Below are 15,664 nucleotides of genomic sequence, written 5' to 3' on the forward strand. Positions count from 1 at the left end.
CCGTCGGTTGACGTAGAGCCTCTTTAGTTAACAAATAATTTATTCTTACTTGATTCCCAATTTGGTTTTTACATCCGCAGAAATATCCTCTCCTCCTTGGAAGTAGATCACCGAACCGGCTGCCAAGTCCAAAACATAGGTAAAACCTTTTTCTTGGGCTACAGAGTTGATCGCGGTCATGACCTTGGTCTGTATTGGAGCCATCAGTTCTTGTTGTTTCTTTTCAAAATCCTCACGGGCAACCTTTTGTACTTCTTGGATTCTTGTTTGCATCTGTTGAAGTTCTTGCACTAAGGTCTTGATTTCTGTATCGATCTGATCTTTATTGGCAGCACTTTTGTGCAGCTCTTTGTCGTTAATTTCCTTCTCCTTTTTCTGAAACTCCTGGTACATACCTTCCAATTCTTTTTGCTTTGTCTCACCAAGAGTTTTTAGTTGATCCTGAGCAGTCTTAAAATCCGGCGTCGCCTGAAAGATCTCTTCCGAGTTGATATGCCCGATTTTTTGTTGTGCCTGTACTGCACTTGTCGCTGCCAATAATCCTACCGCTAATACTGCTCCTTTTACTAAATTTTTCATTCTTTTCATTTTGATACTTGTACAATTACTTTTATTGTAATTTGATTTTTATGTTAATAAATTAGTTTTCCCTACGTATACTATTGCTTTCTTTCACCCAAGGATGGGTCTGGTTTGAATCCCAATTTCGTGATGACATCATCACTCTTGTCCAATCGTGGATTGGCAAACAAAAATGTAACTTCACTACCTTTGTCCAGTATGAGATCTAATCCTTGTGAAGAAGCAATGTCTTGAATAGCTTTGGCAACTCGTTCCTGTATAGGACTGATCAACTTGATCCGCTGTTGGAATAGTTCGCCCTCATATCCAAATTTTTGCTTTTGAAATTCTTTGACTTCTCTTTCCTTGTTGACGATCTCATCTTCGCGTCTCTTGCGCATGTCATCATTCAACAATACCTGATCATTTTGATATGCTTTATAAAGACGTTCGATCTCCCCATATTGTTTGTCCACTTCTTCCTGCCATTGTACAGACATATCGTCCAACCGTTTTTGGGCTGATACATATTCAGGGATATGTTTTAGGATATATTCCGAATCCACGTATGCAATACGTTGTGCAAACACAAAACCTGTCGTCAAGGTAAGGAATGTCAATAGTGCAAATATTTTTTTCATAACAGTGCTTTTTTCTGTGACAGTAAAATTAATAAAAAGTTTAAGACTAAGAACCTGTTTAAATTTAGCAAAGCTGAGTAAATTGTCATGTTGGGATTTAAAAGCCTCCCATGTTTTGCAATATACTAAAAGTAAAACTTTGTTTCCAATTATTCGAGCTCATACCCGGAATCGGATCGAAAGCGTGTCCATAGTCAATACCCAACATACCGAAGATCGGTAAGAAAATACGCGCGCCCACACCGGCGGCTCTCCGCACCTTGAAAGGATTGACTTCGGCGAATTTATTCCATGTATTTCCCGCTTCGGCAAAGGCCAACACAAATACGGTAGCCTGTTCGTTCAACATCACCGGATGCCTCAGTTCCATCTGATATTTGGCATATATAGGACTTCCGGAATTGATGGCTATCTGTTGATAACCATTGCCCGTTGATGCCGGTATAATCGTACCATTTGCGTATCCGCGCATGGCAATGATCTCCGACCCTTGCAAGAAATCGAACCCTTGCATGCCATCTCCTCCTAATTTAAACCGCTCGAAGGTCGATGTCGGTGTCCGGTCGGTATAGGTTCCTAAATAACCGAACTGCGCCTGGGTCTTCAGCACAAGCTTGCCTGCTATCTTCGTGTACCATTGCGAATCAAACTTCCACTTGTGGTATTCTGTCCATTTATAACGTACATTATCCTCTGCCGTCTGATAATTGATATCATTCCAAGAAGAGTAAGGAGGTGTCAGCTGTACCGAAAGCCGGATATGTGATCCCGAAGTCGGATAGATCGGTGCATCGACCGAATTCCGGCTGATTTCCTGCGTAAAGTTGATGTTGTACGCTGTACCATCAGAGAACAGGAAGTAATTGCCATAATTCTGCAACTTGTATCGCTGGAATGAAAGAGAACTACTGATTTGGAAATAATTGTCCGGCCAGGTCAGACGTTTACCTAGACTCGCGGTCACCCCTGTCATCCAAATACGATTCAGTTCCGAATCCGCGACCATCTGCTCTCCGGTATAATAATTGAATCCGCCATACGAAGAGTTGGAGGTATAGGCACTCAATCCAAAATAAATCGGTTTCTTTCCGCCTAACCAAGGTTCCGAAAAGGAGAAGCTATAAGACTGGTATCTTTTGCCCGATGTCTGCCCCCGTACACTCAATTTCTGACCATCGCCACGTGGCAAGGGTTTCCATGCATCTTTTTTGAATAGATTACTCGTCGAAAAATTATTGAATGTCAATCCCAACGTACCGATGATCTGTCCAGCACCATATCCTCCCGAAAGTTCGACTTGGTCGGATGGTTTTTCGACGACATTAAAAACAATATCTGTCATACCTTCCTCATGGTTCATCGATGATTGCGGGATATCTGGTGTAATCTTTTGCTCATCAAACATACCCAGTTGGGAAATTTCGCGTATACTTCGCATAATAGCTTCGCGGGAATATTTTTGCCCCGGCTTGGTATAGATAGAACGCAAGACCACACGGTCGTTGGTGACATCGTTCCCTCGGACGATGACATTATTGATCGTGTACTGTTTTCCTTCACTGACCTGAATCTCTACATCGATCGTATCGTTATAGATCTTTTTGATGATCGGATTGATGCTAAAGGTCAGATATCCATCGTTTTGATATAGCGCACTGACATCGTCACTGTTTCGGGTTGGTCCCATCAATTTGGTATGCAGTTTTTCTTCACTGTACACATCCCCTTTTTCAATACCCAACAATATATTCAATATGGAATCCTTATACCTCGTATTCCCCACCCAGTCTATATTTCCGACATAGTACCTAGGGCCTTCGTATATCTTGAAAGCAATGGCTACTTCATTGTCATCATAGCGATAGATGCTGTCTGACAAAATCTGGGCATCACGGTACCCTTTATCCTGCATCTTGGCTACCAATTTCTCTTTGGCTTCTTTGTATTTGTCATCCTTGAATTTGCCGGGACCAAATATCCTATACCATTTGCGGGGCTTTACACCTTTCAAAAACTTGGTCAACTGTGCCTCACTAAAAACTTCATTTCCGGTAAAATTGACCTTTCTGACCTTTATTTTCTTGTTTTTTTCTACATCTACCTGCACGATTTCATTATTGGGCTGCGCAGAATCCTTATGTGTCGTTATTTTGATGTCTGGGTACAAATATGATTTTTCCCTCAAAAACCGTTTGATCGTAGCCTTTGTAGATTGCATCAGATTCTCATTCACAATGCGACCCGATCCTTCATTCAACTTTTTCTTGACATCTTCCGTTTGCGATTTGCTCAGTCCATTGATATCGATACGGGTCAAGCGCGGACGCTCCTGTACTCTTATTTCAAGGAAAATCTTCTCCCCCTCGATACGCTTGGCCCAAAGTTGTACATCTTCAAAAAGATTGAGTCCCATCAGACTCTTGATGACATTTGCCGTTGCCTCACTGGGTACCTCAATATAATTTCCTACGGTAAGATTGGAGATCGTCATCAATACTTCCGTATCCAGATTTTGTGCACCTACGATGGTGACTTCAGCGATATTGTAATCTTTAGGCTGTAAATAATTGATTTCATTTGGATCGGAAAGATTAATGGGACCACGGTTCCTGATCTGCGAAAAACCGCTTGTACCTATCATTAAAAAAAATACCGTCGTCAGAATATATATTTGCTTCATTTACTCTTTATTATGGATGCTAAAGTACATCAAACTCTTGTTAATTTTTGTTAAATAGAAAAAACACACAAAACCCTATACAACAACACGTTAACCTCATCATTCGCTGGTCTTACCAAACCTTCTTTCCCTCTTTTGGTAGTCAAGGACTGCCAGAAATAGATCTTCCCTTGTAAATTCGGGCCACATTTTGTCCGTAAACCACAATTCGGCATAAGCCAATTGCCACAGCAGGTAATTGCTGATACGGTATTCCCCACTCGTGCGTATCATCAAGTCCGGATCAGGGATATCATGCGTATACAATCGTTTGGCAAACTTTTCTTCTGTTATATCTGCTATATCCAATTGTCCGTTTTGAATCTCTTGGGCAATGGTTTTGGTAGCGTGTAAGATCTCCTTGCGCGAACCATAACTCAATGCCAGCGTCAAAGTACATCGCGTGTGGTCACGGGTAGCATCCATGGTTTGTGACAGGGCTTTTTGACAATCAACAGGAAGATCCTCCAATTGCCCAATGGCATTCAAGCGGATATTGTGCTTGTGGAACAAAGGAAGTTCTTTTGTCAACGAACTGACCAATAACTCCATGAGCGCCTGCACTTCTTTCTGTGGCCGATGCCAGTTCTCCGATGAAAAAGCATAGAGCGTAAGATAAGGTATACCCAGTTCTATCGTTCCTTCCAATGTCTCGCGAACAGCCTTTACACCGTTCTGATGACCAAAGATCCGCAACTTTCCCAATCCTTTGGCCCAACGGCCATTGCCATCCATGATGACAGCGATATGCTTTGGCAAATTAGAATTATCTATTTTTTCTTTATATGTCATTATCCAAACTCCCCTCTATACAACACCAAATATTATTTCCACCAATAGCACTTTTTGCTGATGATCGTATAGGTCAACGTGATGCCTGCCGTCATATAGCCATCCATATTCTTGCCGTTTCCACGGGATGTCCCCCCTTTCATATCCAGCTGCCCGTTCGGGTCTGCCATGTATGCCCACGCATCGGGCAATCGGCTTGTTTCATACCGATAATATTGGCTTACATTGTCTATATGATCCGAAAGAACTGTTCTGTAATTAACTTCCGCACCGATAGTCCATGGCCCGGAGATATTGTGTTTGAAACCTACGCCGACAGGAATACTCAATGCCCATTTGGAGTAAGACACATAGGCGTCCTTGTCATCAATCTCAAGAGGGTGATTATTTAAATGGATCTTTTGATCATTGGAGTACACATACGGGCTATGATGTATCAAAGCCAATCCTGCCATCAGATAAGGTGTATTCCTATTCGTTGCCCTGCCGGCAATAAACTTAAAAAAATTGAAATCTGCCGTGACAGACAGCTCTTTCAGATCATTGTTGAACAACAATTTTCTTTCTTTTTGGTGCTGAGCCGAAAAATCTGCATCATTGGCATACAGGGGCAGATAATTGAGCGATGCACGTATTCCCCATGTCGGATTCAGATTGTACTTGACAAATAGTCCCCCTCCCATATTTTTGTAATATAGCGGATTCACGGGGTTAAGGTCGCCCATATAACCCGTCGCGACACCGGAAACACCAAATTCATACTGCTGGGCGGAAACATTCCCCAACAATAAGAAAAACGTAAGAGATACTATTGAAAACAGACTTTTAATCAATTTTTACGAAATTTGGCGTAAATATATGGTTTTTAACAGAATTGTTTAGTTTTAAATTTTGTTAAATGTAGAAGTTATACTAGCTTTTCATGAAAGGGAGTCCCCTACAGATTATGGTATTTTTTCAGCTATCGAAAAACTTATCTGCTCAAATATCAATATCGAAACTGAACCGAGAAAATTAATAATTACGCACATCTATTCCCCACAATAATTTTTCCCGCAAAGTCTTAAAATAACCATCACCTTCCAAACGGATCAGGTTGATCGTAAATGGGGCTCTTTTGATCAGTAGCCGCGTAGAAGTCGGCAATGCTTCGCTTCTGGAATCACAACTTAGGATAAATTTCTCACTCCTGCTTTCAATGGTTAGTTCTAAGTGCATATCCGACGAGACGACCAATGGTCTTACATTGAGATTGTGTGGAGATATGGGGGTAATGACAAAATTGCCACTCCCAGGCATGATAATAGGTCCGCCACAACTCAACGAATAGGCGGTAGACCCCGTAGGAGTAGCGATGATCAATCCATCTGACCAATACGAATTGAGCAGTTCACCATTCAGCCTAGCGTCTATCGTGATCATTGAAGAGGAATCAAACCGGAAGACAGTAATATCATTCAACGCAAAATTTTCGCCGTGAAATAAAGTTCTATCATCGGCTTCTACAGTCAGTAGAGCCCGCTTCTGGATATGGTACTTGCCTTCAAAAATTTGTTCCAATGCTTGGCGGATTTCAGTCTTGGGAATATTGGCCAGAAAGCCGAGACGGCCAAAGTTGATCCCTGCAATGGGTATATTCGAATCCCGAACAATGGAAACAGCCGACAACATCGTGCCATCGCCACCGAGACTCAGCATAAAATCTACATCTTTGGGAAAATCTTCGTACGAACGAAAAGTAGGCAGATCTATAGGACATGGTCCTGCAGACTTCAAGAATTCATAAAACTCTTGATGGATACAAACCTCAATACCCTTGCTCCGAAGGTATGCAAACAAATTTTCGACAAAAGGATTGACCGAAGTGTTGAAAAATCGGCCATATATAGCTATACGTGCTGGTTTCATTCTTTTAGATACAGTATTCCCAAGCAAAAATGCAAAGAAATGGTCAGATATCTAAATAATTCATCAAAAGTTCGTATCTATTCTGTATATCGGACTGGTCACTTCCATCTCCAAAGGTGGCCTTCACGACATAATCGTTTCGCCAAAGGGAGGATACCACAGGTGCTACATTCGTCTTATTGACCTTGATGATCATTTCTAGCTTATCCGAATCACGCATATGATGTATGGAGGTATTTAAGATACCAACATTCTCCGATTCGATGATACGGGCAATGTGGGACAAAGCATTGTCACGTATACCCAGCTCAAGGACGATGATTGCCCCCTCTTCCTGTCCCAAGAGTTCATTCAATGCCACGAGTATATCTTGCTTAGTCAAGACACCAAGGTATTCATATTGTTTGTCCAATACAGGCAATACACCATAGTCTTGTGAGGACATCAGTTGCAAAGCATCGTATATATGTTGATAATCAAACAAGTACACATGATTGAATTTATGAGAAATGGTCTCTATCGCAAGATTAGGATCGTCTTGTTCCAACAGGACTTCCTGCGATATCAACCCTTGATATACCTTTTGATTCACTACGGGCAAATGATTACAATGGAATTCGTCCATTCTTTCCAAGACATAATGTATATCGTCCGTGGGGAGAATTTGGTAGTCTGTTGATATGTACTGTCCGACAAACATAGTAGCTTTTACAAATTAAGACAATAAATATGAAAAATCGTTTAATATATATCCAAAAAATAAAAAAGTTGTTACCTTAGTAAGTTTATTAAAGAAGCGGAAGCTTCCGAAGTTTTTGAAACTTCGGAAGTCTTTGATTGATTTTTTTTATACTTTTACACTCGATTAAAATAAACAGGGCGAAAAGAAGTGGATGTCCGCTAGGGTGAGCAATCATTATTTATGTCGGGAGAACAGAAGAAATTTATAGAAGTCAAGCAAATCATTAGGCAAAAAAGTCCTAAGCTAGCCAAATGGATACCTTCGTTTTTAGTTTCGTATTTGCAAAAAACCATACATGAGGATGAGGTCAATGACATCATGTACAGGTTTCGGCATCTACAGGGCTTGGATTTTGTCGATGCATTGATCAAAGATCTGAATGTAGACGTGGTACTGGAAGGACAGGAAAACATTCCCTTGCAGGAGAGTGTCATCTTTGCCTCCAATCATCCATTGGGTGGCTTAGATGGTATAGCTTTCATGCACGCTATCGGTAGGCACCGCAGGGACGTCAAGTTTCTGGTCAACGACATCTTGCTGAATATCGGTAATCTCGAACCATTGTTTGTAGGTGTCAACAAGATCGGTGGGCAAAACAAGTCGGCTATAGCAGCTATAGAGGAGGCTTATGCCGCAGACCACGCACTGCTGGTCTTTCCGGCAGGTCTAGTCTCCCGCAAGACACACGGACAGATCACAGATCTTGATTGGAAAAAAAGTTTTATTTCCAAAGCAAAGAAATATAAAAAAAATATCGTTCCTGTCTATATAGAAGGACGCAATTCAAACTTTTTTTACAACCTCGCCAATTGGAGAAACAAACTTGGCTTAAAGTTCAATCTGGAGATGCTGTATCTGGCGGATGAATTTTTTAAGCAAAGAAATCAACGAGTTACAATTAAAATTGGTAAAGAAATTTCTTATTCGTATTTTGATAGCTCAAAAAGCGAAAAACAATGGGCCGAGGAAGTGAAGAAGATCGTTTATACCATGAAGTAGCAAAACATATGGAAGAAATTATAGCTCCAGTAGAAAGAGACTTGATAAAAGCCGAATTGACAAAAGAGGCTTTTTTGCGATATACCAACAATGGGAATAATGAGGTCTATTTGGTCAATTACCATACAGCACCCCATATCATGCGGGAAATCGGCAGACTACGCGAACTGACGTTCCGTGGTGCAGGTGGCGGAACGGGCTTGGCGTTGGATATCGATGAAAACGATACCTGCGAACACAATTATGATCAACTGATCGCATGGAATCCCGAAGACGAGGAAATCATCGCAGGCTATCGAGTGATCCGGTGCAACGATGCGATAGATAGAGAGGGAAATATCCACCTATCTACATCCCATTACTTTGATTTTTCCGAAGAATTTAAGAATCAATACCTACCTTATTCCATTGAGCTTGGTCGTTCGTGGGTACAGCCCCGTTATCAGCCATCAGTAGACAATCGGAAGGGCTTATTTTCATTGGACAATCTATGGGATGGATTGGGAGCATTGGTCGTACTCAATCCAGATATCAAGTACCTCTTTGGCAAGGTGACCATGTACCCCAGGTTCAATGCCGAAGCACGGGATCTGCTCATCTATTTCATGGAGTATTATTTTCCTGACCGCAAGAAACTACTCAAGCCTCTAGACAACCTATTTTTAGGCTATAAAACAGACATTTCAGCCTTTGAAGGCATATTCGACGGGCTGGATTATAAAGAAGGCTATAAAATATTGAACAAAAGAGTACGGGAATTGGGCGAAAACATTCCTCCGCTGATCAATACCTACATGAATCTCTCTCCGACGATGATGACCTTCGGCACGGCGATGAATGACGAGTTTGGTGAAGTAGAAGAAACAGGCATACTCATCACGATCGACGATATATACGAGGTGAAAAAAGACCGTCATATCAAGACTTTCGAGAGAGACAAAGTATATGGTAGTCGAACGAAAGAAAGTACGCAGTAGATTGTATGGGTAGGGGCAAAAGATTTTTTGCCCCTACTGCGATAAAGACGTCTTAATTATTTCCGAAATCGTCTTCCCATCAGCCTGTCCGGCCAATTTTTGATTAGCCAAGCCCATGACTTTGCCCATATCCTTCATACCACTAGCTCCGGTCTCGGCAATAATGCTTTTAACGACACGCTCGATCTCCGCTCTGTCAAGCTGCTTGGGTAAAAAACCCTCGATCACCTCTTGTTCTTCTACCTCGATCTGGTACAGATCGTCTCGGCCTTGAGTTTTGTATATCTCCGCTGATTCCTTACGTTGCTTGACCAATTTTTGCAAAACTTTGATCTCGGCATCGGATGTCAGTTCATCTATACCTGCTTTTTCGGTTTTGGCCAGTAGAATAGCAGCCTTGATGGCCCTCAAGCCACGAAGCCTTGTATTATCCTTCGCGATCATGGCCGCTTTGATGTCTTGGTTTATTTTCTGTTCTAAACTCATACTTACAAATATTTGATCTTTACGATGGCGCACGCATGCCGCGTGTGCCCATGACTATCAAGCACACACGGCACGCGTGCGCTATGCTATTATTCCCTATGTACGATCGTACCGTTTGCCTGTGCCGTCGGCATGACCAGCAGATCATTGATGTTTACATGAGCTGGCCTGGACAGGACAAAGCTGATGATCTCTGCAATATCGTATCCATTCAATGGAGTCAGTCCCTGGTACACCTCTTTGGCCCTCTCCTTATCCCCTTTAAAACGGATTTCCGAAAACTCAGTCTCTACCATGCCGGGATTAATGGCCGTCACCTTGATTCCAAAAGGCAAAAGGTCTATACGCATTGCTTTATTGAGCGCATCTACAGCATGCTTGGTAGCACAGTACACATTGCCCTTCGGGTAGACTTCCTTCCCTGCAATAGAACCGATATTGATGATGTGTGCCTGTCTACTCCTTTTTAACATCGGCAATGCAGCCTTGGTCACATACAGCAAACCTTTGACATTCGTGTCGATCATTCTGTCCCAATCGCCTATATCCCCCTCTGCAATATTATCCAATCCCTGGCTCAAACCGGCATTGTTGATGAGTACATCCACATCCTGCCATGCAGCAGGCAAAGCCGACAATACTGATGAGACAGCGGCCTCATCACGCACATCCAATGCAAACAGATGAATTTCACAATTGGGATAGACCTGTCCTATACGTTTCTTAACTTCTTCCAGTCGATCTAACCGTCTGGCACATAATAACAATCTGTATCTGCCTTCTGCGGCAAGTACTTCGGCACAGGCAGCACCTATGCCCGAACTTGCCCCTGTAATCAATACGGTACGTATCATCTTATTGAAATATTAAACTCACATAGATATTCCTGATCAACCCTTTTTCCAACGGCGCCATAAATTTATTATCCCTAGCAAGTTCGTGGCTATGATTCAAGACCGATCCAAAACTCTGGTTAAACTTGATCTCGGGTGACATTTTGAAATAAGGAAAGAAAATATCTGCTCCGATACCTACCTCCCACGATAAATAGCTAGGGTGTAATATCAAAGACTGTGCAATATTATCAGGTGAACCTTGACGTTCCTTGATCAATAAGCTATAATCTTTATCAATACCAATGAAACGTGAAATCCGTGCCCCTCCGATCATATAGCCCCGATACCGGTGTAAATTGTTTTTCAATATCTTCTCATCCGAGCGGAATTTGATCGAAAAAGGAAATTCAAATGAATTGAAATTCGCACCTTTGTCTGAATTCGATTCATGTCTCGACTTTCTTATCAAACGTTCCTTATTCTCTCCTGTGTACGCGATGCCCGAATTGTTAATAAATTGAAAAGTCGGGTTGAACGTGAAATACCAGTGTTGATCTACCCGGATATCTACAGGAATAGCCACCGCAAAATTATGCGCCGCTTGGGTATGTATACTTTTTATATTCAGCTGAGTGCTCTGATAGGGTATCTCGGCACTTTGCCAATCTTTCTTCAGACTGAGCTGATACGTCTGGTGGACATAGCTATATTGCAGACCGATCAGTATAGGTGCTTCCTCATCGTATTGCGAAGAAAATGGCAACGAAATCCGTTGTCCATAGGTCATACCCAGAACCGTGCATAAAAATATACTTAATATAATCTTTTTCATTCACATAAATTGTCTATTACGGCAATGAAGCCTGCCTAACGCAGGCAGGTGTCATGGTTTAATCATCTTCGCTATGATCCGCCAACTTCCGGATCATACCGGTTTCATTTCGTGGCTTCATAAATCGTACAGAACCCAAAGGTCTGCGGCATGACGCGTGTCGTTTCAAATCCCACTTTTTCCGTTACGGACGCAAAACGTTGACCATCCGGAAACTTGGACACAGACTCGGGCAGATAAGAATACGCACTGGAATCCTTGGAAATAAACCTTCCGATAAAAGGTACGATCCTATGAAAGTAAAGATGGAATAACTGCTTGATCGGAAAAGTCTTTGGGTTGGAGAGCTCAAGTATGATAGCCTTGCCCCCTGGTTTCAAAACTCGCCGAATCTCGGCCAACCCTTGTTCAAGATTCTCAAAATTGCGTACACCAAAAGCTACAGTCACGGCATCAAATGTATTGTCGGCAAATTGTAGGTTTTCGGAGTCTCCCAACTGTACTTCAAATCGTCCTTCCAACTGCTCTTTTTTTATCTTTTCACGAGCAATTTCCAACATACCTGCCGAAATATCCACTCCAACGATCTTATACGGCTGAAGAATACGAAGCGATTCGATTGCAAAATCCCCTGTGCCAGTCGCCACGTCAAGTATATACTGTGGCTGGGTAGATTTCAAGAGCTTGATGGCCTTTTTGCGCCAGATAATATCTATACGCATGGTCATGATACGATTCAACAAATCATACTTGGGAGAAATGTTGTCAAACATCTCCGAGACCTGCTCTTTTTTACCGCCCGCTTTGGACTTATAAGGTTTTAATGTTGACGCTTCATTCGACATACGACAAAGGTAAGATAATAATTAAAAAGAGGAAAAAGTTAATACATCTTGTATTTCTTATTTCTAGTCTCATTTTCAGATTTTGATTTTTTTGAAAAATTAAAGGGAGGTTTTTCTTTATCACTTTCATACCGCTCAATAGCCGCGGAGGCCTAGTCCTTGGAATGCACCCAAGGACCAAGGTGCTGTGTCCAATCAATGTGGTCTGTCGCACAGGCCTACCCTCACGACAGCAGATACCGTCAAGGCTGGGAAGAATTCCGAAGCCCCATCCTAGGCTCCGGAAATATCCCCTAGGCCTTGTCCATTCCACAGCCCCGATACCTGCTGTCGTCTGCCACCACTTGTGATTGGACGGGATGCGTTCTACAACGGATATTTTCTTTCTGCATATAACGCACTGATATGCAAGTAAGGCGAATCCGTATTAGATATCGCTCGTCCATTTCATCAGCATCGGAAGAAATAGCCCTGCAACGGGAGGCTGTATGGTGGGATGCCCCTAGCTTCGTTCAGTTTTGTTGAGAGATTGGTGCGCAATGGCCCTAGGGAAACAAAACCAAAGGCAGCAGTTGCAGGGCTATTGAGCCAGGAGATGTGCGACAGGATGCCTTGAAATGGACAAGCCTTTTGGTGACTTTTGGGCTTCAAAAGTCACGAGGCCGTCCGCCGGCGAGGACGGAAAGGTGGTGCGGTCGCTAAAAGATAGAACCGTATAGATTATACCTCCCTTTCAAATATCATTATAGACTATAATACCAACCCGATTGATTTATTATTTTCTTAAAACAATGTTAATACATTGATAATGAAATCTTAACACAACCCAACTTATTTGAACGCTTCACTTTGCAAAACAGAATAGATATTCACATCGTACAAAGTTATCCACATCCTCACAACTTTTTGATTATTAACCCGTTTTAAATACAGTTAACATTTTTTCAACAGCCTTTGTGGAAATCGAACGACGATTTTGCAAAGGAACAAGGACAGGTGTTTGAACAAATATAAAGCGATGTTTACAAATTATCCACTTTCGAAGAGCTATTTTCTTTACATTTGTTTCGTCATGATTGAGGTCATGCCAGAATCAATTTTTTTAAGGATTTAATCGCGGAATTTTTTTATAGTAATGGATCAAGAACTTTCAGGTCAATCGCCCAATATCGGTAGAGGTAATTTCAACAGAAAAAGAACCAGTCTCAACAATCTTGTATCTGGTCTGGGGAAGATACCTCCACAAGCCGTCGACCTTGAAGAGGCCGTATTGGGAGCTCTCATGCTAGAAAAAAATGCACTCAGTGAGGTCATCGACATCTTGAAACCCGAATCTTTTTATAAAGAAGCACACCAAAAAATTTTTGAAGCCATCTACAGCCTGTTCCAAAAGACGATGCCAATCGACCTATTGACCGTCACGGCTGAATTGCGTCAAATGGGAGCATTGGAAATGGTCGGTGGAGCCTATTATATCACGCAGCTGACGGATCGCGTCGTATCAGCCGCCAATATCGAATACCATGCCCGTATTATTTCGCAGAAATATATACAGCGTGAACTGATCAAGGTATCCACCGAGATCATCAATGCTTCATATGACGAGACAAGCGACATCTTCGACTTATTGGATCATGCCGAAAAAAGTCTCTTTGACATTGCACAGAACAACCTGAGGCGCGACTCCCGCAAGATGGACGACATCATGCGCGAAGCCATCAATAATCTGGAAATGCTCCGCGACCGCACCGACGGACTCACGGGAATACCATCGGGCCTGACCGCATTGGACCGTATGACATCGGGATGGCAACCTTCAGATCTGGTTATCATCGCGGCCCGCCCCGCCATGGGTAAGACAGCCTTCGTCCTGTCCGTAGCTCGCAATGCCGCCGTGGACCACGAAAAACCAGTAGCTGTATTCTCTCTGGAGATGTCTTCCGTACAGTTGGTCAACCGTCTCATTGCCGGTGAGACCGAAATCGAGCAGGAGAAACTGAAAAAAGGAAATCTGGCCGATCACGAATGGCAGCAGCTACACTCCCGGATAGGCCGGCTGACCGAAGCGCCCCTCATCATAGACGACACTCCCGCACTCAACGTGTTTGAATTCCGGGCGAAATGTAGGCGCCTCAAGGCACAGCACGATATACAGATGGTCATCGTCGATTATCTGCAGTTGATGCAGGGCAAAGCAGACGGCAAAGGTGGAGGAAACCGTGAACAGGAAATCGGCAGCATATCCCGGGCATTGAAATCCGTGGCCAAGGAACTGAATATACCTGTACTGGCTTTATCCCAATTGAGTCGTGCCGTAGAGTCCCGCCCCGGCAACAGCAAGCGACCCATGCTATCCGATTTGCGTGAATCAGGCTCTATCGAGCAGGATGCCGATATGGTACTCTTCTTATACCGTCCGGAATATTATGGTCTTACAGAAGACGAAGAAGGAAGACCTACCGCCGGAGTCGGTGAAGTCATCATCGCTAAGCACCGTAACGGCGAAACAGGTATTGTACCTTTGCGGTTTATCGGTAAGTATGTCAAATTCGTCGATCTGGAAGATGAATTTGCCGGTATGGGCGATTCATTTTCGGGCGACTCTCCATTTGGCGGCTCTGCAATCGCTCCTTCATCCTCTTTTGATGATTTCGGTGGTGGGGGTATCACCATGCCTTCCCGCATGAATGATATGCCTGATGATGCACCCTTTTAACTGAAAAAGACCTGGCGGGTTTTAAAATCCATCAGGTCTCTAATTTATAACCTCAAGCACACGCCGGATAGCTCCCTTTATTTTCCATAATGATAGCGGCAGGCCGCTATCCATATTCCTTCCGTATCGTATTTGTAAACCAATCGATGTTCTGACGTGATACGTCTCGACCAATAGCCTTGCAGGTCGCCTTTCAATGCTTCGGGTTTACCTATACCTTCAAAAGGCGTACGCATACAACTCTTAATAAGTTCATTAATTCGTTGCACCATCTTCTTGTCGACTTTTTGCCAATAGAGATAATCTTCCCACGAAGTAGTAGACCAAATTAATTTCATCTATTCAATCAGATCTTTTTGGACACCTTCACCTGCTTCGAGCTCTTTGATAGAATTCAACAAGATATCTCGGTTTTTTCCTGTCAACAAATACGAGGTTTCTTTTAACGAATTATACTCATCCAATGAGACCAACACAAGATCTTTTCCATCTTTGCGCTTGATAATAATATCGCTCACATCATTGACCACCTTATCAAACCAATGTTTCAAATTCGAACGAAAATCTGTATAGTTTACTGTTTCCATGATACAAATATAATAAAAAGTAC

16 protein-coding genes are annotated in these 15,664 nt (G+C 42.6%); 3 read left to right on the forward strand and 13 right to left on the reverse strand.

What is annotated here, in order from left to right; translation table 11 throughout:
• Window positions 1-45: 45 nt before the first annotated feature.
• The 7 genes from G5B00_RS13125 to G5B00_RS13155 all read right to left on the reverse strand — a co-directional run bounded on the left by G5B00_RS13125 (window position 46) and on the right by G5B00_RS13155 (window position 7,321).
• Complete coding sequence (locus tag G5B00_RS13125) at window positions 46-579, reverse strand: OmpH family outer membrane protein (RefSeq protein ID WP_163876102.1); 534 nt, start codon at window positions 577-579, stop codon at window positions 46-48.
• Window positions 580-659: 80 nt separating this feature from the next.
• Window positions 660-1,202, reverse strand: coding sequence for an OmpH family outer membrane protein (locus tag G5B00_RS13130; RefSeq protein WP_163876105.1), 543 nt, complete (start codon window positions 1,200-1,202; stop codon window positions 660-662).
• 97 nt (window positions 1,203-1,299) lie between these two features.
• Window positions 1,300-3,882, reverse strand: coding sequence for an outer membrane protein assembly factor BamA (gene bamA / locus G5B00_RS13135; RefSeq protein WP_163876108.1), 2,583 nt, complete (start codon window positions 3,880-3,882; stop codon window positions 1,300-1,302).
• Window positions 3,883-3,981: 99 nt separating this feature from the next.
• Window positions 3,982-4,713, reverse strand: coding sequence for an isoprenyl transferase (locus G5B00_RS13140; RefSeq protein WP_163876112.1), 732 nt, complete (start codon window positions 4,711-4,713; stop codon window positions 3,982-3,984).
• Window positions 4,714-4,745: 32 nt separating this feature from the next.
• Window positions 4,746-5,546, reverse strand: a complete 801-nt coding sequence (locus tag G5B00_RS13145) for a DUF6089 family protein (RefSeq protein ID WP_163876115.1) — start codon at window positions 5,544-5,546, stop codon at window positions 4,746-4,748.
• Between the two features lie 181 nt (window positions 5,547-5,727).
• Window positions 5,728-6,621, reverse strand: a complete 894-nt coding sequence (locus G5B00_RS13150; protein ID WP_163876118.1) for an NAD kinase — start codon at window positions 6,619-6,621, stop codon at window positions 5,728-5,730.
• Window positions 6,622-6,664: 43 nt separating this feature from the next.
• Window positions 6,665-7,321, reverse strand: coding sequence for a CBS domain-containing protein (locus tag G5B00_RS13155; protein ID WP_163876121.1), 657 nt, complete (start codon window positions 7,319-7,321; stop codon window positions 6,665-6,667).
• A gap of 222 nt (window positions 7,322-7,543) precedes the next feature.
• Here G5B00_RS13155 and G5B00_RS13160 point away from each other — a divergent pair, with 222 nt between their 5' ends.
• Both G5B00_RS13160 and G5B00_RS13165 read left to right on the forward strand, forming a co-directional pair.
• The gene (locus G5B00_RS13160; RefSeq protein ID WP_163876124.1) at window positions 7,544-8,362 is read left to right on the forward strand and encodes a 1-acyl-sn-glycerol-3-phosphate acyltransferase; all 819 of its coding nucleotides are present in this window, start codon (window positions 7,544-7,546) and stop codon (window positions 8,360-8,362) included.
• An 8-nt stretch (window positions 8,363-8,370) separates the two neighbouring features.
• A complete protein-coding gene (locus G5B00_RS13165; protein ID WP_163876127.1) occupies window positions 8,371-9,339 on the forward strand; it encodes a GNAT family N-acetyltransferase in 969 nt (322 codons plus the stop codon).
• Between the two features lie 33 nt (window positions 9,340-9,372).
• Here the strand turns inward: G5B00_RS13165 and G5B00_RS13170 are convergent, their stop codons facing one another.
• The 4 genes from G5B00_RS13170 to ubiE form a co-directional block, all read right to left on the reverse strand.
• On the reverse strand, window positions 9,373-9,825 hold the full coding sequence (locus G5B00_RS13170) for a GatB/YqeY domain-containing protein (protein WP_163876130.1): 453 nt from the start codon (window positions 9,823-9,825) through the stop codon (window positions 9,373-9,375).
• Between the two features lie 89 nt (window positions 9,826-9,914).
• Window positions 9,915-10,679: an SDR family NAD(P)-dependent oxidoreductase gene (locus G5B00_RS13175; RefSeq protein WP_163876134.1), complete on the reverse strand. Its 765-nt coding sequence runs from the start codon at window positions 10,677-10,679 to the stop codon at window positions 9,915-9,917.
• Window position 10,680: 1 nt separating this feature from the next.
• Window positions 10,681-11,493 (reverse strand): PorT, encoded by an 813-nt coding sequence (locus tag G5B00_RS13180; protein ID WP_163876137.1) that lies wholly within the window; start codon window positions 11,491-11,493, stop codon window positions 10,681-10,683.
• 104 nt (window positions 11,494-11,597) lie between these two features.
• The gene (ubiE, locus tag G5B00_RS13185; protein ID WP_163876141.1) at window positions 11,598-12,338 is read right to left on the reverse strand and encodes a bifunctional demethylmenaquinone methyltransferase/2-methoxy-6-polyprenyl-1,4-benzoquinol methylase UbiE; all 741 of its coding nucleotides are present in this window, start codon (window positions 12,336-12,338) and stop codon (window positions 11,598-11,600) included.
• 1,135 nt (window positions 12,339-13,473) lie between these two features.
• On the opposite strand from ubiE, the gene dnaB reads away from it, so the two are divergent.
• Window positions 13,474-15,054, forward strand: coding sequence for a replicative DNA helicase (dnaB, locus tag G5B00_RS13190; RefSeq protein ID WP_163876144.1), 1,581 nt, complete (start codon window positions 13,474-13,476; stop codon window positions 15,052-15,054).
• A 77-nt stretch (window positions 15,055-15,131) separates the two neighbouring features.
• On the opposite strand, the gene G5B00_RS13195 is transcribed toward dnaB, so the two are convergent.
• Window positions 15,132-15,392 (reverse strand): Txe/YoeB family addiction module toxin, encoded by a 261-nt coding sequence (locus G5B00_RS13195; RefSeq protein WP_163876147.1) that lies wholly within the window; start codon window positions 15,390-15,392, stop codon window positions 15,132-15,134.
• Window positions 15,393-15,664: type II toxin-antitoxin system Phd/YefM family antitoxin (locus G5B00_RS13200; RefSeq protein WP_205966420.1), on the reverse strand; the 272-nt coding region annotated here is incomplete at its 5' end.

Source organism: Parapedobacter sp. SGR-10 (assembly GCF_011030405.1).
GTDB lineage: Bacteria > Bacteroidota > Bacteroidia > Sphingobacteriales > Sphingobacteriaceae > Sphingobacterium.